Source organism: Cobetia sp. 5-11-6-3 (assembly GCF_013374055.1).
GTDB classification, from domain to species: domain Bacteria; phylum Pseudomonadota; class Gammaproteobacteria; order Pseudomonadales; family Halomonadaceae; genus Cobetia; species Cobetia marina.
Map to the genome: position 1 here is coordinate 106,094 of NZ_BLWJ01000008.1, position 23,902 is coordinate 129,995.

21 protein-coding genes are annotated in these 23,902 nt (G+C 61.0%); 15 read left to right on the forward strand and 6 right to left on the reverse strand.

Going from position 1 to position 23,902, the window contains the following annotated elements:
- The first annotated feature begins 79 nt into the window (after positions 1-79).
- The 9 genes from HXS66_RS13595 to HXS66_RS13635 all read left to right on the forward strand — a co-directional run bounded on the left by HXS66_RS13595 (position 80) and on the right by HXS66_RS13635 (position 7,781).
- The gene (locus tag HXS66_RS13595; protein WP_176503823.1) at positions 80-1,126 is read left to right on the forward strand and encodes a YHYH protein; all 1,047 of its coding nucleotides are present in this window, start codon (positions 80-82) and stop codon (positions 1,124-1,126) included.
- Positions 1,127-1,226: 100 nt separating this feature from the next.
- Positions 1,227-1,517, forward strand: a complete 291-nt coding sequence (locus HXS66_RS13600) for a hypothetical protein (protein ID WP_176503824.1) — start codon at positions 1,227-1,229, stop codon at positions 1,515-1,517.
- A gap of 171 nt (positions 1,518-1,688) precedes the next feature.
- On the forward strand, positions 1,689-2,711 hold the full coding sequence (locus tag HXS66_RS13605; RefSeq protein ID WP_176503825.1) for a YHYH protein: 1,023 nt from the start codon (positions 1,689-1,691) through the stop codon (positions 2,709-2,711).
- 268 nt (positions 2,712-2,979) lie between these two features.
- Positions 2,980-3,570: a HupE/UreJ family protein gene (locus HXS66_RS13610; protein WP_084208408.1), complete on the forward strand. Its 591-nt coding sequence runs from the start codon at positions 2,980-2,982 to the stop codon at positions 3,568-3,570.
- Complete coding sequence (locus tag HXS66_RS13615) at positions 3,567-4,118, forward strand: hypothetical protein (RefSeq protein ID WP_176503826.1); 552 nt, start codon at positions 3,567-3,569, stop codon at positions 4,116-4,118. Before HXS66_RS13610 ends, HXS66_RS13615 begins: the two co-directional genes overlap by 4 nt.
- Before the next feature lie 135 nt (positions 4,119-4,253).
- Entirely contained in the window at positions 4,254-5,375 is a 1,122-nt protein-coding gene (locus HXS66_RS13620; protein ID WP_218015187.1) for a YHYH protein, read from the forward strand.
- The gene (locus HXS66_RS13625; protein WP_176503828.1) at positions 5,372-5,998 is read left to right on the forward strand and encodes a YbhB/YbcL family Raf kinase inhibitor-like protein; all 627 of its coding nucleotides are present in this window, start codon (positions 5,372-5,374) and stop codon (positions 5,996-5,998) included. The genes HXS66_RS13620 and HXS66_RS13625 overlap by 4 nt, the downstream gene beginning before the upstream one ends.
- Positions 5,999-6,073: 75 nt before the next feature.
- Entirely contained in the window at positions 6,074-6,772 is a 699-nt protein-coding gene (locus tag HXS66_RS13630) for a PEBP family protein (protein WP_176503829.1), read from the forward strand.
- A 100-nt stretch (positions 6,773-6,872) separates the two neighbouring features.
- Complete coding sequence (locus HXS66_RS13635) at positions 6,873-7,781, forward strand: hypothetical protein (protein WP_176503830.1); 909 nt, start codon at positions 6,873-6,875, stop codon at positions 7,779-7,781.
- A gap of 168 nt (positions 7,782-7,949) precedes the next feature.
- Here the strand turns inward: HXS66_RS13635 and HXS66_RS13640 are convergent, their stop codons facing one another.
- From HXS66_RS13640 to kdgR, 6 genes are all read right to left on the reverse strand, one after another.
- Positions 7,950-8,870: an alpha/beta hydrolase fold domain-containing protein gene (locus tag HXS66_RS13640; protein WP_176503831.1), complete on the reverse strand. Its 921-nt coding sequence runs from the start codon at positions 8,868-8,870 to the stop codon at positions 7,950-7,952.
- A gap of 118 nt (positions 8,871-8,988) precedes the next feature.
- Positions 8,989-9,456 (reverse strand): thioesterase family protein, encoded by a 468-nt coding sequence (locus tag HXS66_RS13645; protein WP_176503832.1) that lies wholly within the window; start codon positions 9,454-9,456, stop codon positions 8,989-8,991.
- Positions 9,456-10,409, reverse strand: a complete 954-nt coding sequence (locus HXS66_RS13650; RefSeq protein ID WP_136939245.1) for an L-carnitine dehydrogenase — start codon at positions 10,407-10,409, stop codon at positions 9,456-9,458. The genes HXS66_RS13645 and HXS66_RS13650 overlap by 1 nt, the downstream gene beginning before the upstream one ends.
- A complete protein-coding gene (locus tag HXS66_RS13655; RefSeq protein ID WP_024952191.1) occupies positions 10,406-11,341 on the reverse strand; it encodes a 3-keto-5-aminohexanoate cleavage protein in 936 nt (311 codons plus the stop codon). Before HXS66_RS13655 ends, HXS66_RS13650 begins: the two co-directional genes overlap by 4 nt.
- Positions 11,342-12,090: 749 nt before the next feature.
- Positions 12,091-13,149 carry a polysaccharide lyase family 7 protein gene (locus tag HXS66_RS13660; protein ID WP_176503833.1) on the reverse strand — a complete coding sequence of 353 codons (1,059 nt, stop codon included), beginning with the start codon at positions 13,147-13,149 and terminating at the stop codon, positions 12,091-12,093.
- Positions 13,150-13,716: 567 nt separating this feature from the next.
- Complete coding sequence (gene kdgR / locus HXS66_RS13665; RefSeq protein ID WP_077371163.1) at positions 13,717-14,517, reverse strand: DNA-binding transcriptional regulator KdgR; 801 nt, start codon at positions 14,515-14,517, stop codon at positions 13,717-13,719.
- Positions 14,518-14,868: 351 nt separating this feature from the next.
- On the opposite strand from kdgR, the gene HXS66_RS13670 reads away from it, so the two are divergent.
- The 6 genes from HXS66_RS13670 to HXS66_RS13695 all read left to right on the forward strand — a co-directional run bounded on the left by HXS66_RS13670 (position 14,869) and on the right by HXS66_RS13695 (position 23,737).
- Positions 14,869-15,213 carry a cupin domain-containing protein gene (locus tag HXS66_RS13670; RefSeq protein ID WP_084208419.1) on the forward strand — a complete coding sequence of 115 codons (345 nt, stop codon included), beginning with the start codon at positions 14,869-14,871 and terminating at the stop codon, positions 15,211-15,213.
- 165 nt (positions 15,214-15,378) lie between these two features.
- Entirely contained in the window at positions 15,379-16,152 is a 774-nt protein-coding gene (locus tag HXS66_RS13675) for an SDR family NAD(P)-dependent oxidoreductase (RefSeq protein ID WP_136939248.1), read from the forward strand.
- A gap of 137 nt (positions 16,153-16,289) precedes the next feature.
- Positions 16,290-18,449, forward strand: coding sequence for a heparinase II/III family protein (locus HXS66_RS13680; protein WP_176503834.1), 2,160 nt, complete (start codon positions 16,290-16,292; stop codon positions 18,447-18,449).
- Between the two features lie 105 nt (positions 18,450-18,554).
- Positions 18,555-20,696, forward strand: coding sequence for a heparinase II/III family protein (locus tag HXS66_RS13685; RefSeq protein WP_176503835.1), 2,142 nt, complete (start codon positions 18,555-18,557; stop codon positions 20,694-20,696).
- Positions 20,697-20,920: 224 nt separating this feature from the next.
- Positions 20,921-22,708 (forward strand): transporter, encoded by a 1,788-nt coding sequence (locus tag HXS66_RS13690; protein ID WP_077371173.1) that lies wholly within the window; start codon positions 20,921-20,923, stop codon positions 22,706-22,708.
- A gap of 336 nt (positions 22,709-23,044) precedes the next feature.
- Positions 23,045-23,737: an oligogalacturonate-specific porin KdgM family protein gene (locus tag HXS66_RS13695; RefSeq protein ID WP_167592992.1), complete on the forward strand. Its 693-nt coding sequence runs from the start codon at positions 23,045-23,047 to the stop codon at positions 23,735-23,737.
- Positions 23,738-23,902 lie beyond the last annotated feature (165 nt).

Sequence of the window (23,902 nt, forward strand, 5' to 3'; positions counted from 1 at the left end):
GGCTTGGCCTCGCGATGGGTGGGCCGTTCAGGTGAAGTGCAGATGACGTGCTGATGCCCTGGTGATCACAAGAGGAAACATGATGAAGCGAATGGCACTGGCCTCGTTGCTCAGCGCGGGGGTCGCCAGCCTGATCCCCGTGTCCGCGATGGCCCACGAGGGGGATGTCTCGGAGCGACTGGCGCAGATCGCCTCCCTGTTCGATGCCCGGAGCATCGTGGCTGGCCCTGAGGTAGTGGATTGCACGCTGTCTGGTGGGACCGAGACCCAGTGCTTCAGCATCACGCTGAAGAACTCGCTGGAGTCCAGCGAGATGGGCCCCTGGTGTCCCGGCAAGCTCTCGGACGGTGCCGACGAGGGGGGTATCTGGGTGCGTGACGGCAAGCAGTACGACGTGGATGGTGCCTTCATCGAGAATCTGGCCACCTTCTATGATGACCCCGAGTGGCAGCTGTTCGACGAGGCCACCGGCAAGGTTCACGTCACGGATACCAGGACGGCCTGTGATCAGGCGGCGCGGCCGGATGTGGCCGAGGCGTACCACAACTACTGCGTGGAATGCCGCACGGAATACATGGATGAGGTCGTCGAGACCACCTATGTGCTGCCACTGGTTCCCGTTGCCCGTCAGGAAGCGGCATCAGGGCGCACTCCGCCAATTCCGCGGGGAATCGCCTTCAATGGCGTCAGATTCGATGCGGCAGCGCCTCAGGATGCGATTCTTGCCGCCCATACCCTGGCGCCTTTCGATGACTGCGGAGGGCATGTGAATCTGCATGTCGGCTATCACTATCACGGTGCCAATGGCTGCAGTCCCGCGAAGGAGAACGTCGCGGCGGATGCCCCGATGATCGGCTTTGCCATGGATGGTTATCCGATCCTGGCCAGATTGACCGGTGACGAGGCCGAGAAGGCAGAACTCGACGCCTGCAGTGGCCATGTCGGTGCAGGCATCGGATACCATTATCATGGCAACAGCGCCGAAAAGAACGAGATTCTGGGATGTTTCCATGGCGAGATAGGCTGCGCACTCGACTCACCGGATGCCGTCTGCACCGCAGATGACATGGGACATCGCGGGCCACCTCCCGGTGAGGAAGACCGTCCGCCGTCCGGGAAGGAGTGAGCCTGCAGGCACCTGAACACCTGTCGTTTTCTGACATATTCGTTGCACATTGCGTCAGCAAGCTTGTCGTCATTGAGTGATGACACAAGGAAATACTGACATGAAAGCCTCTGAAACTCCCTCCGCTCGCGTGACCTTTCGTCGTCGTGGCAGCCTGGCCTTGATGGCGGGCGCACTGCTGGCCATCAGCGGGATGAGCATGGCGCAGCCTCCGGGTGGCAAGCCGCCGCAGGAAGCCTTCGATGCCTGTGCCAGCAAGCAGGTGGGAGACCAGTGCCAGATCGCGGTGCCTGAGGCAGACTCGCTGGTGCCGGGACATTGTGTCGCTCCGCCCCAGGGTGGCGAGACGGCCTGCTTGCCGGATGATGCCAAGCAGGGGCCCAAGCACTGAGGTCAGGGCCTGAGCCAAGCCTGAGTCCAGGCCGAGCTTGACCCTCACGGCTGTCCCGCCCATCGACACCCGCCACGCTGATCACTCGAGAGAGCAACAGCGTGGCGGGTGTTCTCTCTTTGGAGCCTACTCATGAAGACGGCACGCCTTGTGCGAAAGACCGCATCGATCATGGCCTGGTTGCCGGCCTCCCTGTTGATGGCAGGGGTGGCCCATGCCGAAGTGGTGCCGGGCCAATTCTCCACGGCCGCGCTGGTCAAGGCGCCGGAGACCGTCAGCTGTACGCTGGAGAATGGCAGCGCTGCCCAGTGCACCCGACTTGTCGTGAAGTACCAGCCTGATGACCTGGAGATCGGCCCTTTCTGCCCACCGACGCTGGATGATCAAGGCGGTATCTGGCAGTGGGATGGCCAGCACCCCGGTCTATATCGGCTGGATCGTGCCTTCTTCGAGATGCTCGATACGCTCGGGTTTCATTTTCATGATGAGGACGAGACGCTTCACATCATGACGGACCTGAGCAAGCGTCAGGAAGAGGCCAACAACTGCCTCAACGTGGCGGAAGATGACAGCGTCGAGATGAGCATTCTGCTGCCTGTCGTCCCGGTGCCGGCCGACTCGCCGACGTCGCTTGGCACTGTCGCCAAGGTAGGCCTGGCACTGGATGGCGTGCCCATCTTCGCCGATGCTCCCTCGGTGCTGGATACCGGCAATCTTCCGGCATTGGATACCTGCGGCGGTCATGTGGACCCGGGTGGCTGGTATCACTGGCACGCGACGGCCACGGATATCGATAGCGTCTATGACACGCAAGGCGTGGATGCCCATTGTCAGCAACCGCAGAGCAAGAGCGCCCAGTTCGCCTATGCCTTCGATGGCTATCCGATGTTCGGCAGTGAAGACCCGACGGGCGAGGTGCCGACCGATCTCGACAGTTGCAATGGTCACTTCGGCCCGACCGAGCGTCACCCGGAAGGCGAGTATCACTATCACGCCACTCAGGAATTCCCCAACCTGCCCGCATGTCTGACGGGTGTGGTGGCGAAGGACAACTTCACTACCAATGCCAGGATGGGGATCGGCTCTCCACGCAAGCCGGGTCAGGGCCCCATGCCCGGCCATGCAGGCGACGGACATCCGGGCGGGCCAATGCCGGGAAATGATGATGACAGCGCCGGGGTCGGGGCGACTTGAACAGCGCCGGCGTCCGGCGCTGCGTGCCATGCCATACCCTGCTGTCTGCACGAATGTCATGGTCTTTTCCAAGACTTTCGCGTCTCGGTGCGTGTTTCACACTGCTGCCGTCTCCCCCCAACCGAGAGATCTCTTCACTGGATTTGCCTTCATGTCGCTTTCTCGCACCTCTTCATGCACCTCATCTCGCACCACATCTCACACCTCTTCTCGCATTGCGCCTCTCGCGGCTCACTCCGCTCGGCGTCGTGACTCGCGGCCTTGCCGCATGCCCCGTCTGACGGCTGTCATTGTCGGCATGTTGACGGTGCTCTTCACCCAGACAGCCAGCGCGCATGTCGATACGGATAGCGTCGGCGGCTTTGCCGCGGGCTTCCTGCACCCCCTCACGGGCCTGGATCACTTTACCGCCATGGCAGCCGTGGGGCTGTGGGGGGTGATTCTGGGGCGTCCTGCTTCCTGGCTGTTGCCGGTGGTATTCCCGATGATCATGGCGCTGGGCAGTGTGGTGGGCATCGTGGGGGTGACATTGCCCGGAATCGAGATCGGCATTGCCTTGTCGGCTTTGGTGCTCGGCGGCTTCATCGCGGGGCGCGTGCGCCTGCCGCTGTGGATGGCCTGTGCGGTGATCTCCGTCTTTGCCGTCTGTCATGGCTACGCCCATGGGGCGGAGTTGCCCCTGGCGTCTGATCCCTTTGCCTTTGCGATGGGCTTCATGGTGGCCACCGGCAGTCTGCATGCCGCGGGTATCGGCGTTGGCATCATGGCGGAGCGCTTCCGTCAGGGTATGCTGCTGCGCGGATTGGGGATTCTGACGGCACTGCTGGGTGTCTACTTCCTGGTCGAGGCATTGTCATGATGTGGCCGGAACAGTGGATGATCGGCGTTCGCGCCGTCTGTGGCAGCCCGGTGATCCTGTATCTCATCGTCACGGCGGGTCTTGTCGGAGTCGCCAGTCAGGACACGCTCACCTGGAAGGCGGGCGGGCGAATTCTGCTGCGGCTCATCAATGGCCTGCTGCTCGGGATCACCCTGTCACTCTTTGCGCCACAGAGGCTGGTAATGGCCGTGATGGGACTGGCCATGCTGGTGTCGTTGCTCGTCGCGATTCACGTACCGCTGCGCCATGCCTTCGGTCAGGGCATCTTCCAGCGGGTGCCGGCGCTGCTGGCCGGGCTGGTGGTAGCGCTGCTGTTTCTGGGCCACGAGGTGGCCTCGACACCCTTTGCCATCCTTCTCGGTGTCATGATGACGGTGATGTGGGGTGTCCTGCTTTGCTGGGCGATATTCGCGTTGATCGGTCGCCTTCTGCCTCGTGCGGCCTTCGTGATCGCGCAGCGAGTGCTGGGCGCCTGGATGGTCGCGATCGGTGCCATGTCACTGACCTTCATCGTGATGCAGTGGTAGCCGTCCCGGCATGACGAGAAGAACTCGGAGACCCTGTCGGCCTTCCTGCGTCCGCATCTGACTGGCTGACACCTCAGGCCACCCGGCCATGCGCGAATGCCTCATGAATTCATCGTCCGACATACAGGAAAGCCCATGCGCCCACATTCCCTGACGTCTCGGGGACGACCTCGTATCGTGAAGCCCATCGTGGCACTGACGGTGGTATCCGTTCTCATGGTGCCAGTGTTCTTCCATGTCGCGCAGTCAGTCGCCAATGATCAACCCTCGCTCGCGAAGGCCCAGTTCGGCTCAGATGAGTCCACGTCGGAGGCAGCGGCGCAGCGTACGGGCAGGTCCGCCGCCGAGGCGCATTGCGCCGCCGTGAAGGCTTCCGTGCAAGATGCCGGTTTCGCCGACTCGGTGTCTGTCACCTGCCAGGACGGCAAGGCGCTGATCACCTCGGATACCTACCCGGATCACGAGATGATGACCGGTATCGTGGGCACCAATGAGCAGGTGCCGGTGCCCGCCAGTCACTACACCTCGCCCGTCATGCTCGAACCCACGCTGGGAGACACCCCCCAGACGCGAGACGCGGCCTTGGGCGTCGCCGTCAATGGTGTGCCCATCTATGACTACACCGGCGGCGGGGAGATGTCTCAGGATGACCTCTCAAGTTATCAGGCCAAGAATGACACCCTGGCCACCAAACAGCTGGATGCCTGTGGTGGGCACGCCGGACGCGGCGATGATTACCACTATCATGTCAAACCCGTGTGCATGATCGACAAGATGAAGAATGCCGATGACAACCCCATCATTGGCTGGGCTTTCGATGGTTACCCCATCTATGGCGATGACAACCCGGATGGCTCCCCTATCGCGATGGATGTGCTGGATGTCTGCAACGGACAGCCTGATGACACCTTCGGGTATCGCTATCACACCTCCGAACAGGCGCCCTACATCATTCAGTGTCTGATGGGCGAGGTGCCAGAGGCGAAAGACCTGCCGCGTGTTCCGCCGCTGAAGGCCGCGAGTGGCGATACGCAGGCCGACAGTCGTGGGCGGCCTGCCGGCACTCCGCCGCAAGGGGGCGTGGAAGACCTGGTCTTTACCCAGCAGGCAGACGGCAAGCGCAGCATGGATTACACCTATCACGGTGAAGCCTATTACATTCGCTATACGCCCACCGATACGCCCAATTGCTATGACTTCGAGACGCGTACCGTGACGGATGGTGGCGACGTCAAGACCGGGGAGTACTGCCGATGATTCGGGCATGGTCGAGCAAGTTATCGAGCAATCTGGCGGGCAAGTTCTCAAGTGCATGGCAGGCGCGTCTAGCACGTGGCTTGGTCGTCGGGCTTGGTGCGATGGCCCTGGCCACACCGGCGCTGGCACAAGGCGACTTCACGCTCACCAGCCCTGCCTTCAATGATGATGGCTGGTTGCCGGATGACCTGAAATGCACTCGTGACGGCGGCGATGGCGTCACGCCGCCGCTGACATGGGGTGATGTGCCTGACGGCACACAGAGCCTCGCCCTCATCATGCATCACTATCCCAAAGGCACCGTCGAAGGTCGTGACGCACCCAGCCAGTATTGGTTGCTGTGGAATCTTCCGGCAGACACCCGGGCACTGCCGCGCGGCAACCCGGCGTCGCTGGGGGATGAGGGCGCCGACAAGGACAAGAAACGTATCGGGTATACGCCACCTTGTTCACCTCCCGGTCCTGAGGGCTCATATCACGACTACACGATCACGCTGTATGCCTTGAAGGCACCGCTGGAGGCGTTGCCGGATCATGACGACATGAGCGTGAACTGGGACACGATGACCGAGGCACTGCAGGGCAAGGTGCTGGATTCCTCCTCCATCACTTTCCGTAACTGAGCAGATGATGGACGCAAGACACCCCCCTGCAAGCCAGGAAGTGCGATCGCCATTCACCACGAAAGGATTTTTTCCATGCGCACATTGCTGACCGCCGCCCTCATTCTGGCTGCCGCACCTGCCTTTGCCGATTCACATGCCAAGGATGAGCATGCGGTCAAGCCCAAGGCCGGCCCCCAGAGTGGCACCAGGCTCAAGGCCGAGGTCTGGGTCGATAACTGGTTCGAGATGTACGTCAATGGCGAGAAGGCGATGCAAGACAGCGTGCCGATCACCACGGAGCGTTCCTTCAATTCAGAAACCGCCATCATCGAGACGCGATTCCCGGTGACGATTGCCATCAAGGCCAAGGACTTCAAGGAAAATGACACAGGCCTTGAGTACATCGGCACGGACCGGCAGCAGATGGGCGATGGCGGCATGATTGCCCAGTTCCGTGATGCCAGAACAGGCGAGGTCATCGGGGTCACCAACCGCGACATGCATTGCCTGGTGGTGCAACACGCGCCTGTCGAGGCTTCCTGTGCCGATGAGAGCGACCCTCAGGCAGGCGAGGGCGCCTGTGACTTCGAGGAAACCACGGTGGACGGTGACTGGACGGCCCCGGACTTCGATGACAGCGCCTGGCCGGCTGCCATCGAGCATCAGTACAGCGATGTCAGCCCGAAGGACGGCTACGACGATATCGACTGGGATGACAGTGCCAGGTTCGTGTGGGGGAAAAGCCTCAAGCAGGACAACACCCTGCTGTGCCGCATGACCCTCGACGGCTGAGAAGACACGCGAAAGGCGTGAGCGCCATGACATTGCATTGTGCCCGTTCCTCCCCCATCCCTGAGGGAGGGGCAGGGAGATCTCAAGGAATGGAGCACTTATGCAGTTCATGAAGAATGCCAAGGAACTGGCGCGCAATCCGCTCGGCATCATCGCGCTGTTCATCTCGTTGATCTACGGCTTCGCGAGCCTGTTGCTGAATTCATCCGCAGACAAGCTGACAGAGGTCGAGCGTTGGCCGCTGATCGCCTTCATCGTCATCTTTCCGCTATTGGTGCTGGGCGTGTTCTATCGTCTGGTGACCAGGCATCATGGCAAGCTCTATGCCCCCGGCGATTACCACAAGGACCGCTCCTTCATGCGCACCCTGTCGCCCGCCGAGCAGGAGGAGCGCCTGACGGCCGAGGTACAGGACTCACTGGACGGAGAGCCTGGCATCGAGATGCCGCCAGCCAAGGCGTCGTCTGCCCAGCCACCCGTGGATGATGCCGACGTGGCGCAACTGCTCCACGACGACAGTGACGATACGTCGATGGCGTCACCCGCCGGTGGGGCGGTGACACCGCATGAGATGTCGCGGGAGAAGATGACGCGAGAGCATCGCCATGAGCTGCGCGCATTGAAGACCGCACTGGTAGGACAGATCGTCCGCGAGTCCGGGGCAGAGCCGTCCGGCGAGGTACGTCATGATGTCCAGGTAGGGGATACGCGGGCATGCTTCGATGCGGTGTTTGCCGGCAAGGCCTCCACGACTACCTTCGTGGATGTCAGAGTGCTCAAGCATCACGCCAGGGCCGAGCGTATTCTCGACAGCATTCTCTATGAAGCTCTCATCGCACAGCGGGCGCTGGAGGATGATTTTCGTCTGGTGGTCGTGGTCGTGATCTACGGCGACGCGGACCTGCGTGAGCGACTACAGTCCCGCTGGCAGCCGCGGGTCTCACACTGCCCGGCGGATGTCGAATTGCGTGTCCTTCGACGCGATGACGTGCGCTGTGAGGCAGCGTGATGTGCTTAAGCGTGATCCACCGTAGCCATGAGAATGTCTCGTCCAGACACGGCAGATGAGGGTGCACCTCGGGCCGGCCAGTGCTTGAGGTGGATCACGACGATAAGAGGCCCGTACCGATGCCATTGGTACGGGCCTCTTTTCATGGCACGACCGCCCGGGGCGGCATCATGCCTCGCCAAGACGGCGCGTCAAGGCGTCACAGAAATCACGCCAGGCGATGCCCATCTCAGGCAATTCATGATGAGCGTGCAGGGCGGCGTGGACCATCCCCGTCGCGCAGTGATAGCCGACTTCCGTCCCCTGGGCCTTCCAGGTGGCGACGGCCGCCTCCAGCGGCGCCGTGAGAGGGTCATGTTCGACCGAGAGCACTTCAATGACCTGCGCCGGTGCCTGCCGTGAATGGGGTGGCGTCATGGCGTAACTGTGCGAGGGGTCACCCTCGGCCACCAGCTGCCACATGGCGACGATTTCTTCACGGCTCAGCAGTGGCGCCGTCGGCCCCAGTGTGGCGAGGTCTTCATTGTCGAGGCTCAGTACCGGGTCCATCGGCGGGTAGATGAGGCCCAGCACATAGGGGGAGTGTGTCTCGTGATGCAGGCGTGAGACATCCATGACCAGGCGACCGCCAGCACTGTCGCCGACGACTGCGACAGGGGTCAGTTCACGCACGGCAACCTCACAGTCCATCAGCGCCTGTTGATAGGACGCTTCTGGCAACAGCCGGTAATCCACGCTGATGACCTCACGATTGAGCCGTGACGCCAGGCTTGAGGCCACGCCCTGATGGCTATCCAGCGAGCCGACCTGCCAGCTGCCGCCGTGCAGATAGACGACACAGCCGTCCTTGCGTGGCGCCTCACGCGTCGGGCGGAAACGTCGCAGGGCAATGACGTGGCCATCATCGGAATGCAGTGTCTCGTCGCTTGGCGTGACGCCGTCTGCGAGTGGTGCGGCCAGGCGCGCGTAGAGGGCTTCGCACTGAGGCCGGCTCTCGGCGACTGACAGGCCTGCCAATTCGGCCATGCCGTCGGCGAAGGCGTCGATGAACGCCTGGCAACGCAGCGGTGAAGATGTCTCGTGTGTCATGGTGTCTGGCCCGAAAGGAAAAATGTCATGCATACGATAACACCCCGCCAGAAACTGACGGGGTGTCGGTCCATCCTTCGAAAGGACGGGCTACCTCTTGACGCTGTCGGTGCGCGTATCAGGCCGTCTTGCGACGGATACCGATACGCCGGCCGGCGGCCTTGGGCCAGTCATCGTCGCCTGCCGGCTGGGGTAGGGCGGCGATGCGCTCCGCCACCGCTTCCGGGCAGGGGGTCGGACGACCGCCACTGAGGCTCATCGCCATCAACATCTGCTCGCTGGTGGCAATCTCGCCGCCGTCGGCATCGGTCAGAGTGAACAGCACGTGCTGACGCTTGGGGTCGTGATCCAGCAGCAGGACCTTGACCTTGAGTGTCTGGCCTTCGTGCGCCTCCGCCAGGTAGCACAGGTGCGTCTCCAGGGTGTAGATGGTCAGGTCGTGTTCGCGACGACCGTCGGCATCCAGGCCCACGTGTTCCATCAGCGCCTCGACTGCCATCGAGAAGGCGCGCGCGTATTCGGCATCATTCATGTGGCCGTTGTAGTCGACCCATTCATGCGGCACCGTGATCTCGAGCAGGTCCATCAGATACGCCCCTCGAGACCTTCGGCTTCCGGCCAGTACTTGCGCGTCAGCGTCAGCAGCTCGACCAGGAAGTCATCGCGACGACGATCCAGCTCGGCAACCGGGCGACCCGCTGCCTGGTATTCGCAGCCTTCCACGACCTTGTCGATCAGCTCGTCGGTCAGCTCCGGCGCTTCGAGCTTGGTCCACGGCAGTTTCAGGGCCGGGCCGAACTGTTCGAGCATGTGACGCATGCCCGGCTCGCCGCCGGCGAGGTGGAAGGTCAGGAAGGTGCCCATCAGCGACCAGCGCAGACCACAGCCATAGACGACGGCCGCGTCGATCTCTTCGGTGGTGGCGACGCCGTCGTTGACCAGGTGCAGGGCTTCACGCCACAGCGCTTCCATCAGACGATCCGCGATGTGACCTTCGATCTCGCGACGCACGATAAGCGGACGCATGGCCAGTGCTTGATAGTCTTCGCGTGCGCCTTCCAGCAGCGCCGGAGAGGTATGCTCGCCACCCACCAGCTCGACCAGCGGCAGCAGATAGACCGGGTTGAAGGGGTGGGCGACGATGACGCGGCCCGGCGCCTTCTTGCAGTCCTGTTGCAGATCGGTCGGCTTGAAACCGGAGGTGGAAGAGCCGATCACCACGTGCTCTTCGGCAGCGGCATCGATGGCGCTGAGGATTTCCTGCTTGAGCGGCAGACGCTCCGGCACGTTTTCCTGGATCAGATCAGCACCGACGACAGCTTCTTCGAGGGTCGCGGCGAAGCGCAGACGCTCGACGGAAGCGCCTTCCGCCAGGCCATCCTTCTCCAGTGCATGCCAGGCATTCTCGACGAAGGCGCGAGTGCGGGCTTCGGCGTCCGGGGCCGGATCAAAGGCGACCACATCCCAGCCATTGGCCAATGCACGGGAGATCCAGCCATTGCCGATGACACCGGTTCCTACGACAGATAACTGGCTCATGCGACACCTCCTGCGGTTTCGAGGGCTGCCACGTCGCCGGCGGTCTTGCCGGTGGACGGATCACGCAGCTTGAGGAAGGCGCGAGTCTCGGCCGGGGTCATCACGCTGGAGCCCAGGTTCTCGATGATGCCAGAGGACTTCTCGACCAGCTGAGCGTTTGTGGCCATCACACCCTTGGACAGATAGAGGTTGTCTTCGAGACCGACGCGAGCGTGACCGCCCAGCAGCACAGCCTGTGCGACCATCGGCATCTGCATGCGGCCGATACCGAAGGCTGCCCAGTTGGAGTTGGTCGGCAGCTTGTTCTTCATGGTCAGCATGGTTTCGGTGTCGGCTTCCGCGCCCCACGGAATGCCCAGGCACAGCTGGAACAGCAGGTCGTCGTCGAGCAGGCCTTCCTGCTGCAGCTGGCGAGCGAACCAGACGTGGCCCAGGTCGAAGCACTCTAGCTCCGGCTTGACGCCAGCGGCCTGCACCAGACGAGCGTGCTCACGCAGCCAGTCAGCGGTGTTGATGTAGACCATGTCGCCGAAGTTCAGGCTGCCGCAGTCCAGGGTGCACAGTTCCGGCAGCAGTTCCTGGATCGGCGCGTGACGCTCGGCCGGGGTCTGGATATCGGTGCCCGGGCCACCACGAGTCGGGTCGTTGACGTCCGGAATCCAGTCGCCGCCACCACCGGCGGTGATGTTCATGACGATGTCGGTGTCGGCGGAACGCACACGGTCCATGACTTCACGGAAGTGCTCGGTGGAGTGGCTGATGCCGCCGGTCTCCGGATCACGCACGTGAATGTGGGCCACGCTGGCGCCGGCCTTGGCCGCCGCGATGCAGTCATCGGCGATCTGCTTCGGTGTCACCGGGACATTCGGGTTCTTGCTGGCGGTATCACCCGCGCCAGTGATGGCGCATGTCAGGATAGTCTTGCGATTCATCGTCGAGCCTCACGTGTCAGGACACTTGTCTGCGGTAAGTCGCAGCGGCCATGTCGCCAGACGTCAATCTGCACGCCCCGGTCGCATCGCCTCTGCGCCTTTGTTGAACACAGTGTCGTGAAGTTGGGGGCAGCGAGATGATCAGAACGCGCCGGATACTTTGCGTTTTACGTCAACCTGCCGCTCGCAGCAGATTGAGGGTGATCACTGACATCTCTTGCAGGCTTCTCGACGTCTTTCTCCGACAGGCAGGCCAAGGGTAGCGATACGCTCATTGCGTCGAGGAGGAGAGGGTCGAGATGAAGGAAGAGTGTAGGGATGAGAGAGGAGAGAGATGAGAGCGAGAAGAGATGAGAGAGGAAGTGAGAGGGAGTGAGAGGGAGCGAGAGGGAGCGAGAGGAGAGAGAAGAAAGGTGGAGTGAGAAGAGAGCGACAGGAAGGAGAGACAAGCCCGGAGGAAATGGACAGTCTCGAGTGCCCTGGTCATCGGCAACGCAACTCCCCCTGGATTGCCAGAGGTAGGGCTTCTGACAATCCAGGGGGAAGAGGACGACATGCCCCTGGCTGAAGAGACATGCCCCTGGCTGAAGAGACATGCCCCTGGCTGAAGAGACATGTCCCTGGCTGAAGAGACATGGCCTTGGCTCAAGAGTATGAGTGGCAATCCCTTGCCCGAGACTCGTGATCTCACGCGGGTCTCATCCCTTGGGCGTCTCAGCGCTTCAGCATCTGATCAGTTCAATCTTTCATCACTGAATCTTGCCGCTTTTCAGCTCAGAGAAGACCACCTTGGCGTAGTCGCCGTTGGCCTTGTCGGTTTCCCATACGCCCGTACCTTCACAGGCATTGGAACTGGCCTTGGTGTTGCACTGGTTGTAGGAGCCCGCCTTGAAGTACATCCAGTCACCGGCGTAGCCCGCCGAAAGGTCATCTGCGTCCACCTTGCCGTTGGCATCGACATTGTCGGCAAGATTGATCTCGAAATTGCGTGTCGGATGGCCGTCCGAATTGAAGGTCAGATGCATGATGTCGCCCTTGACCTCGACCTTGTAGCTGAAGGTCTCGCCCAGCGAAATGCCTTCCTTGCCAGGATCAGCGTTGCTGCTCCAGTCGTTGCCCCATACCGCATAGCTGACATCCGTGCGTTTGGGATCTTCCTTGGCGAGATTCTTCTCGTAGTTCCAGAACACCGAACCAGTGTCCTGATCCGGCAGCTTCTTGTAGAAGATCTTGAGTGGCTCGTTGCCATGTCCAAAGCCTTCATTCGCCTCCATCAATGCCTGGTCCTTGCCAGCATGTATCTGGCCGATGACCACCGAATAGGCTGACTTCCTGTCTGGTTTCTTCGAACGCTCCGCGACATGTTCCACGCGCAACGTGGCCTCAAGGTAGCCGCCTATCTGAGCGAATTCATCGGCCTTTTCATGCGAGGCGAGTGCGAAGTTGTTCTTCGGATCATGGGTGCCGATGCTGGTGTCGGTACCGCGTAGCATCTGACGCAGTTCCGTGCGGGCATTGCTTGAATTTGGCGTCGTGAAGGCACTGTTGGGCGTCACGAAGACCATATGGGAATCATCGTCGAGATAGAAGTAGTCAGAGTGACGATAGCTCTGAAGGTCTGACACCTTGATTTCATCCACCTTGCCATTGCCGTCGGCGTCCATCGGCAGTGTCAGCTTCCAGGTGCCGAGATCGAATGTCTCTCCGGGGGGAGTGTCATTGGCAGCACTTGGCGATGAAATGATACCTGCACTGGCAGCGAGGAGAAATGCTGTCACCAAGGGGTGGCGTACCCGAGTATTACGCATGGTCTCAAGCCTTTTTTATGCTTATGGGGTGAGTGCCAAGATGGCAGTCGAAGGCTAGAGCCAGTTGATCATGACTGTCAAGACGATTATTGATGAAAATGAAATAGCGTTTTGAAAACTGGATTTCCAATATTTTACAGAGGGTTATGTCGTGATCTGAGAGGTGGAATCGTGCTTTCAGCCATGAGAGAGGAAAGGTATCGCTGTTGGCATCTCAATGATTGATAAGGAAAAAATCATATCAATGCGTTTTCTTGAATTTCCATGTCATCCATTGGTCATGCATGGCGGTTTCGCCATGGTGGACGCTGAATGAAGACAAGGCTTCACCGCCTCACGCAAGAAGAGAGTGAGTAGTTGCCTGAAGAGAATGAAGAAGGGGTGGCACGGCGTGTCGACACAATTGCTGGCATGAAGTGCTGGTATGCCGACAACGGTGTGACAGCGGAGATTCTTTCACGCTGTGACATCCATCCATGGATGTCAGGCGACTGGCGAGCAATGACTTGCACGCTGCGTGTCGGATAGCGAAGCGCTACCTGACGTCGTTCAGGGGTGATGCATATCTCAATCCGTTTCCTTCCAGCCAAGTTGGCGGGAAATATTGCGCCCGGATTCACACAGGTTGGCCTTGTAGGCCAGGGTGATGTCCTGGTGATAGCGAATGGTGGGGATGGACATGCTCAAGGCGGCAATGGCCTTGCCGGTGTGATCAAGAATCGGTGTCGCGAAACAGCACACTCCGGCGTCCATTTCCTCGAGATCTTCTGCCAGACCCGACTGACGCGCCTGTGCGAGCTGCTCATCCAGCGCCTGACGCGAGGTCAGCGTGCGCTCGGTACGCGGTTCCAGTGGTTGCAGTGTCAGCAGGTGCTCAAGCTGGGCTTCGGTCATGCGTGACATCAGCGCCTTGCCCATGGCAGTGGTGTGCGCGGGGCAACGGTCACCGATGCGGGTATTCATGCACAGGTTGAAGTGCGAGTTGTACTTGTGGACATAGACGATCTCCCCGGTGCTGGCATCCAGAGTGCCCAGGTGAACCGCTTCACGGGTCAATTGCGACAGGGCGGCCATGTCGGGGTCCGCCATCTTGATCAGGTCCATGTTGCCCAGGGCTGAACTGCCCAGCACGAAGGCTTTCATGGTCAGGCGGTATTTCTCGCTTTCGCTGTCCTGGGCGACATATCCGAGGTTCTTGAGTGTCTGAAGAAACCGATAAGCAGTGCTTTTCGACATCATGGCACGCTGCGAGAGTTCGGCGAGGCTGGACTCATGATCGATATCCAGCCCCTCCAGCACTGCCATCACCTTCATCACCGCGGTGACGTTGTCGACCTTGGCTTCGGCAGCCTTGGTTTCTGAAGACATGAGATCCCTTATTCTGAAATTAATGAAACTTGATTTTAGAACACCCATCTTCGCTTTTACACCCTCAGTCGCGCTACCACAACGCTTGCGGCCGGTGGTGGCATCGATGGATGCGCTGAGCGGCAGATCATCGTCCAGGCATTGGAGCGGTCTAAAAGTCTAAGATGGAATGAAATGCTGTTTCAAAAATAAAAATCCCCTGCTACGTTTTCAAAACGCCATTTCAGATTGGTGTCTCAATCGACGGTGTCCCTCGCGAATCTGCTCGCGCTGCGAGTGCGAGGGAGCGTCTCAAGGATGGGACATGGTGCTCAGGATTCAGTACCCGGTACTCAGCAGGGAGCGACAGCGATGAACGCAGGCAGTTTCTTCATCAACGACGAACAGGATTGGCAGGATGTCGAGCCGGGCATCCAGCGCAAGATCGTCGCCCACACCCCGGACCTGATGGCCGTATGCGTCAAGTTCGACCTCGGTGCCGTCGGTACGCCCCATCAGCACGAGATTCATGACCAGATCGGCTACGTCGTGCAGGGCGCATTCGAGGTCGAGCTTGACGGCGAGAAGCGCCGGCTCGGGCCGGGCGATGCCTTCGTCGCACCGCATCACACCCTGCATGGCGCCGTGGCGCTGGAGTCTGAGAGTGTGGTGATCGATCTCTTCTCGCCGCGCCGCGATGACATGCTGACCCCGTGACGTTACGCCGCTCTCGGGCTCTGGCCCGGGTCGGCACGCTGGCGCACTAAATGATGCGGTTTATCTAAATAAGACTTTATTGATTGATGGGTGATGGTCGTTGTGCCGGGGCCACTGACGCCCACCCTTCCCCCAATTTCATTCCACAATTTCAGGAGTGTCGTGATGTTTGAAGATCTCAAGGACAGACGTGTATTGGTGACCGGTTCCACTGCAGGCATCGGGCTTGAGGTGGCGCGAGCCTTCCTGGCGGCAGGTGCCAAGGTCGTGCTGCACGGCAGCCGGAGCCCGTCTCAGGCGGAATCGCTGCTGAGCGAGCTTTCCGCGCCGGGACGCGTGTTCTATCTGCAGGCGGACGTGCGCGAGACGGCTCAGTGCGAGGCGCTGGTGAAGCAGGCCGTCGAGGCCATGGGCGGACTGGACGTGCTGGTCAACAATGCTGGCGGTCTTGGCGGGCGCCAGGGGCTCGAGGGCATTGACGATGACTTCTTCGACAATGTCATCGACCTCAACATTCGCTCGGTGGTGATGGTGACGCGCTTCGCGATTGAGCCGCTGCGCGCCTCGGCCCGCCAGTCCGGACAGAGCAGCAGCGTGATCACGACCGGGTCGATCGCGGGGCGTGAAGGCGGTGGCCTGGGCGCGTGCCTCTACGGTGGCAGCAAGGCGATGGTGCACAACCTGCATCGCAACTGGGTCAAGGAATTCACCAAGGACAGCATCCGCTTCAATACCGTGGCGCCGGGCACCATCGATACGGCCTTCCATGCCGACAAGAGCGATGCGCTCAAGCAGACCATCGCCGGCAGCATCGCCATGGGGCGCTTCGGCGAGTGCCAGGAAATGGCGCCGACCTACCTCTATCTCGCCTCGCATGCGGCCAGTGGCTATGTCACCGGCCAGGTGATCGACGTCAATGGTGGGCAGATGTGTCCGTGAGTTCGTCAATCCGTGCTCAGGCAACCCCTGCGCCCCCTGGTGTCGCGGGGCCGGGCGAGACTGAGCCAACCAGGGACGCCCGACGAACTGTCGGGCATCAAGACGACACGCCAACCATCATCACGAGTGGCCACGCCATGGAACAGACATTGCTATTGGATCGCGCAGCACTGACGGCGCTGCGCCAGGCCCATGAATTGCGGGACAGGAGCGGACTGCTGGCACGCCGGCTGGCACATGCCGAGACGAGCCTGGCGTCGGTGCTCTCGGCACCCCTGTGCATTCCCGGGCAGGGTGAGGCGGGCGGAGAAGAGCATGCACGCCACAAGCTCAACTATCAGCACGTCAATCTGGCTTCTCAGCTGTGGCTGGTGACACATGATGAGCGCTATCTCGAATTCGTGCGTGGCCTGTTGCTGGGATATGCCGAGATCTATGAAGCGCTGCCCGCCCATGTCTCCAGGGACAGCAATCCGCCGGGCAAGCTGTTTCATCAGTGTCTGAACGAGGGGATGTGGCTGCTGTACGCCGCGGATGCCTACGGCAATATCCGCTCCGAATTGCCTGAGGCGGAGCGTGAGCAGATCGAAGCGCATCTGTTGCGTCCGATGATCGACCTGCTGGTGGTGCAGAACGCCCATGACTTCGATGTGGTGCACAACCATGGCATCTGGTCCGTGGCGGCGGCGGGGATTGCCGGGCTGGTACTGGGAGACGAGGCGCTGGTGGAGCAGTCATTGCTCGGCAATGCCCGCGATGGCGTCAGCGGTGGCTTTCTCGCCCAGCTGGACCAGCTGTTCTCGCCGGATGGCTATTACCTGGAAGGCCCCTATTACCATCGCTTCGCCCTCAGACCGATGGTGCTCTTCGCCGAGGCATTGGTGAACAGTGGCGTGCGGCCGGACATCCATGATCATCGCGATCAGATCATTCGCAAGGCGATTCTGTGTCTGCAGGAGGTCGCGTTCCCCGATGGCCGTTTCCTGGCGCTCAATGACAGCTCAAGAACCATGGGACTGATCGATGAGGGCGCGATGCTGGGCGCGGCCACGCTGCTCAAGCGCTATCAGGATACGCGGCTCAATCCGGCGGTGGCCGGACTGGTGCGCGACAAGGTCGAACGCCTGCCGCTGTGTGGTGGCAGTCAGTCGCTGGCGGAATTCGCCGAGACGGCGTCACGGGCCCCCGGCGCACGCGCCAGTCAATTCATTTCCGATGGACGCGAGGGCAATGCGGGCGGTCTGGCCATCCTGCGTGCGCCTTCGGCGAGCGGTGCGGAAACCATGGTGTATCTGGCGTTCGGCCAGCATGGCAGTGACCCCACGCTGCACTCGGCGCTCGATCATGGTCACTTCGATGGCCTGCACTTCGGTTATCACAACGGCCAGCACGAAGTCCTGACCGACTATGGCTTCAGTCGCTGGGTCAATATCGAACCGAAATTCGGTGGCCGCTACACCCCGGAGAACCGTTCCTACGCGAAGCAGAGCGTGGCGCACAACACCCTGGTCGTGGATGAAACCTCGCACCATGGACTGGACACCGCGCGCGCCTGTGAACATCACGGGGAACTCGACGCCTTTGACACGACTGACCCGCGTCTGCAGATGGTTCGGGCGCGGCTTCGGGATTACGTGCCGGGCGTGGTGCTCACCCGCAGCCTGCTGCTGGTCTCGCTGCCGGAGATGGCCGAGCCGCTGGTCGTGGACCTGATGCAGGCACGCAGTGATGGCACGCATCGCTATGACTACCCCTTGCATTACCAGGGGCAACTGATGATGGCAGAGCCGGCGCTCGAGCAGCAGGCCTCACCCACGGCATTGGGTGCAGCCAATGGTTACCAGCATCTGTGGAAGATGGCGTCCGGCGCGGAGCAGGCGGCGGGCGTCTCGCAGGCCGTCACCTGGTTGCAGGAGAACCACTTCGTCACCGCGCGCATGGTGTGCACCGCGCCTGCCACGCTGGTCCAGGGCGTCATCGGGGCGAATGATCCCGAGCGCAATCTGCGCGATGAGCCCTACCTGTTGCTGCGCTCTCAGGCCTCTTCGCAGACGGTGGCCTGTGTCATCGAGACACACGGTGTCTTTGAGGAAGCGCGTGAGATCGCCAGTGAGGCGCGTCCCCGTGTCCTCAAGCTTCAGCTGCTTCAGGAGAGTGACGAGGCCTGTGTGCTGGCGCTTGAGCTGCGCGATGGCACTCGACACCGTCTCGCCGTCGCGCTGACGCCCGGCCAGCAGCATGCGGTGAGCGTGGCAGGCGAGCGTCTCGAATGGCAAGGCGGGTGCGCCTTGCTGTGATGCACCGCCACCTGCCTCGTGAGGCCATCAGTGTCGGTCGCTGCGAGGCAGGACCCGGGCAACAGGCAGGATCAGTGAACGCTTCATTCAGTGAGAATTCTATCTATGTCGGCACAAGGTGATTACCTGCTCTGGACCCGTGAAGAGCTTGACGAGATTCGCAGGCAGCAGGGGCAGGACAATGCGATGGGGCGCAGCCTCGCCGCGCTGGAGGCCAGAGTGGCGGCCAGCATGGTGCGCGGTATCGTGATTCCGGGGCAGGGCGAGGCGGGTAGCTTCGAGCACAATACCCACAAGGAGAATGCCCGCGTGATCGAGGGGGCGGCTCTGTGGGGACGGCTCAGTGACAACGCGCAGGCCCTGGCGCACGCCGAGGAGCTGCTGGCGGGCTACGCGGCCTGCTACCGCGACATGCCGTATCAGGTCGCGCGCAATACCAATCCGCCCGGCAGGCTGTTCCATCAGATTCTCAACGAGCATATCTGGCTGCTGCATGCCTCGCTGGGGCTGGCGTTGCTCAAGCCGTCCCTGAGCGAGGCGCGGTATCAGTCGCTGCTGGATGGGCTTTTCCAGCCGATGCTCGAGATGTTCACCGAGACCTACCGCCACGATTTCGACCGCATTCACAATCACGGCCTGTGGGCCGTGGCGGCGGTCGGGATCTGCGCGATGGTGATCGAGAGTCCTGAGCATCTGGCGATCTCCATCGATGGCCTGGATGGCAGCGGCGAGACCGGTGGCCTTCTCGCCCAGATCGCGCTGCTGTTCTCCCCGCAGGGCTATTACGTCGAGGGCCCCTATTACCACCGCTTCGCCATCCATCCGCTGTGTCTGTTCGCGGAGGCGATCGAGCGTCACCACCCTGAACGCAGGGTGCTGACACATGCCGACGGACGCATCGAGAAATCGCTGCACGTGCTGCTGTCCAGCGCCTATCCGGATGGGCGCTTTCCGGCGCTCAATGACGCCTCGCGCAGCATGGATCTCGATGATGAGGGCGCGCGCTGCGCCATGTCGCTGCTGGCGGCACGCTATGAGGCTCCCCGGGAGCTGCTGGCCCTGGCGCGTCAGCAGCAGGGCTGCTGGATCCATGCCAATGGGCTGGCGTTGCTGAACGCGGTGCAGGGTGTCGACACGCAGGTGGAAGCGACCAGCCAGCTCTTCCGCGATGGCCCGGATGGCCAGTCTGGCGGGCATGCACACCTCAAGCGTGGGCAGGGGCTTGCGGCACAGCATGTCGTGCTGACGGCCGGTCAGCACGGCATGGGGCATGGCCACTTCGATGAGCTGGGGCTGAGCTTCTTCTCGCGCGGCAAGGAAGTGCTCAAGGAATATGGCTTCGCACGCTGGGTCAATGTGGAGACCAAGTTCGGTGGACGCTACCTCAAGGAAAACGAGGGCTATGCCAAGCAGAGTGTCGCCCACAACCTGGTCGTGGTGGACATGCAGTCGCAGCACGCGGCGAACCACGCGCTGGCGGACGAGCGACATGGCGAGATCTCACTGCTGACTGGTTGCGCGGCGGGTGCGCGTGCCCGATGTGACAACGCGCATGACGGCGTGGCCATGCAGCGTGAGGTGCTGCTGGTGGAAAGCCGTCATACCGAGACACCGATTCTGCTGGATGTCTTCACGCTGACCTCGGAGCAGCCGCACGTCTATGACTACACCTTCCATCATGGTGGCCATGTCGTGCGCTGGTGGGGAAGTGAATTCACCGCGCTGGATGCCCTGGAAGTGATGGGGGATCGCCACGGCTATCAGCACCTCTGGAAGCAGGGGCAGTGCCGACCCGCTACCGGACACAGCATGACCTGGCTTGAGGGTGACAGTTTCCATAGCTGGCATCAGATCACCCAGGCGCCTGCTGAAGCCTTCCAGCTGCGTGTCGGTGCCAATGACCCTGATCACAACCTGCGGCCTGACGCCAAGGTGATGACGCGCCTGACCGCCACCTCGCAGACCTTCTATTCCCTGTTCGAGAGTCACGGGCATTTCGATGAAGCTCTGGAGCAGTGTGGTGGGGCGCGTCCGCAGGTGATCCATTTCCGGGTGCTGCCGAGTGCGGATGGCCTGACGATTCTCGAGTTGACCTTCGCCACCGGTCGACTGCTGGTGGTGCTGGCCGAGCCAGCCCGACAAGGGGAAAGCCTGACGCTCGAGGCCGGGGAGCGCCCCCTGCGAATCGAGCAGGATGTCACGCTCATTGATCTTCCAGACACGGCGCAGGTGTCACACAACGCCTGACCCGCCGTCGGCGTCCGAGGTCTGGATGGCGCCATCCGGGAGTCGATTCAGGATGTGAATTGGACCGATCCAAACAACGGCCGGGATCTTTCCCGGAGATGGAAGGCGCTGCCAGCGACAGATGAGACAGCGGCCCCCGTGGTCAGGGAAAGGCGGCGGGGAAACGTGCACTGCCGGGTGCGCAACAACAATGACAAGACAGATAAAGACAAGAGTGCATTGCCATGAACCTAGATCTGGATACTGCCGTCATCGGCATCTATTTCCTCTTTCTGATCGCCATAGGCTGGCTGTTCAGAACCTTTACCTCAAGCACCAGTGATTACTTCCGCGGTGGCGGCAAGATGCTGTGGTGGATGGTCGGTGCGACCTCCTTCATGACCCAGTTCAGTGCCTGGACCTTCACCGGTGCGGCAGGCAAGGCCTACAACGATGGCTTTGCCGTGGCGATCATCTTCATGGCCAATGCCTTCGGCTATCTGATGAACTATCTGTATTTCGCACCACGCTTCCGGCAGCTGCGGGTCATCACCGTGATCCAGGCGATCCGGCAGCGCTTCGGGGCCGTCAACGAGCAGGTCTTCACCTGGTCCTCCATGCCCACCAGCATCATCAATGCGGGCATCTGGCTCAATGGTCTGGCCATCGTGACCTCCGGCCTGTTCGGCTATGACATGGAAACCACCATCATCGTGACCGGTCTGGTCGTGCTGGTGATGTCGGTGACCGGCGGTTCCTGGGCGGTCATCGCGTCCGATTACATGCAGATGGTCATCATCATGGCCGTCACCATCACCTGTGCCATCGTGGCCGTGATCCACGCCGGCGGCCCGAGCCATGTCGTGGAAGACTTCCCGGTGAACTTCCTGATCGGGGGTGACATGAACTACCTGTCGCTGTTCGCGCTATGGGGGTTCTTCATCTTCATCAAGCAGTTCAGCATCACCAACAACCTGCTCAACTCCTATCGCTACCTGGCGGCCAAGGATTCGAAGAATGCGCGCAAGGCGGGTCTGCTGGCCTGTGTCCTGATGACCATGGGGCCGTTCATCTGGTTCATGCCCAGCTGGTTCATGGCCAGTGAAGGGGTGGATCTGTTCGCGATGTATCCCGAGGCAGGTGCCAAGGCGGCTGACTTTGCCTACATGAGCTTCGTCAGCCTCTACATGCCTGCCGGGATGCTGGGGCTGCTGGTGGCGGCGATGTTCGCCGCGACCATGTCCTCGATGGACTCCGGCCTGAATCGCAATTCCGGGATCTTCGTGAAGAACTTCTATGAGGTCGTGCTGCGTCCCAAGGCGTCTGAAGGTGAACTGCTGCTGATGTCGCGCCTGTCCTCCACCGTCTTCGGCCTGGCGATCATCGGGTTTGCTCTGTTCATCAACTCCCTGAAGGGACTGAGCCTGTTCGACGCCATGATGTATGTCGGCGCTCTGATCGGTCTGCCGATGACCATTCCCGGCCTGCTCGGCTTCTTCATCCGCAAGACGCCTGACTGGGCGGCCTGGGCGACGCTGGTGGTCGGTGGCCTGGTGTCCTATGTGGTCGGCTTCTTGATGACGCCGGACTTCATCGTCAACACCTTCGGTCTCGACGCGGACCTGACCTCGCGTGAATGGAGCGACATGAAGGTGGCGGTCGGCATCATGGCGCACACCGTGATCACGGCAGGCTTCTTCGTGCTGACCACGCTGTTCTATCGCGGCCTTTCCGCCGAGCGCGAAGCGGAAGTCGCGACCTTCTTCACCAACCGTGACACGCCCGTCATCAGCGATGACGAGGAACATCGCAGCGTCGACAACCGCCAGCGCAACATTCTCGGCTACCTGATCCTGGTTGCCGGCCTGGGCGTGATGCTGATGTTCCTGGTACCCAATCCCTTCTGGGGACGCATGGTCTTCGTGCTGTGTGGCGGCATCATCGTGGCGATCGGTCTGCTGCTGGTGACCTCCATCGACAAGACGTCACATTCCAGGGAAGAGCGCCTGGTCAGCGATGGCAGTACGCGCTGACGCGGCGTGATGGTGAGCGGCGCTGGCACCTGGTGCCTCGTCGCTCACTTGGCTCGCCATTCGTGCGCGCCACTCGCTCCGTGAACCTCTGATACCCCGAACCCGAATCCCCACTCCTGACTCGGTCAACGCCAATGACCACATCAGCAGGAGAGTCGATGCGCCTTTGCGCCATCGGCAGGGGATTCTGCGGCCTGCATCTGGCGTCTGGATCGATCCAGTACGCCGATGCCAACACAAGGCAACCCACGCGCTAGCCAATGCCGGGCACGCGACAGGACGCGGGTTGCCTGCAAGTCAATTGACTGACTCCCCATAAAAACAATGAGGTACGCCATGAAACACTACAACAAGATCTCCCTTTCGATTGCCGCACTGGTGTTCACTACCAGCGCCCAGGCCGTGACACTGGATATTCGTCATGAATACAAGCATCACGCCAAGCAACATGCCACCCGAGTCAAGGTGAGCGATTCCATCGACAACTTCTATTACGGGCTGGAATCCAAGTTTGCGTCCGAGAAACGTGAAGATGGCTCACAACCCGCGATGGGGAATCTGGAGCGCGGTGACAGCGAGATCGATTGGGGCTTCAAGTTCAAGCTGGACGATAACTGGTATATCCAACCCGGCATGCCCATCGCGTTCGGGGACGGCAAGTACACGATCAAGCCGCAGCTGCGTGTCGGCTACAAGGCCAGCAGTATCCCCTTGACCACGGCGCTGCGCTATCGTCGGGAATACTCCAACTACAGTGAAGATTCCAATGATGATTATGAACAGAACAAGATCACCTTCACCATGTCCTACAACCACGGCAAGAATAAATACTGGCTGGAGGCCAACTATTATCGCAACGAAGACAAGGACATCTACAACAATACCCGCGAGAACTACGATTATATTCTGAGTGCGGGGCGTCGCATGGGGTCATGGTTCCCGTATCTGGAATTCGCGGATGTCAGTTCCAGTTCCAGTTCCGATACGCGTCAGCTCAAGACACGTGTCGGCTTGAAATATTATTACTGATCCAGAGATGCCACGCGGTACATGCGACATGACGTGCGTGGCAGTTGTCGATAGTTCGCCCCGGCTACGGGGCGAGCCCTCGAGGCCAGATCCATGAGCAAGATCGTGAGCATGAGCGCGCGTGAGTCACACCTCGAGGGCGCTATCGTGAGCGTCGGCACGGGA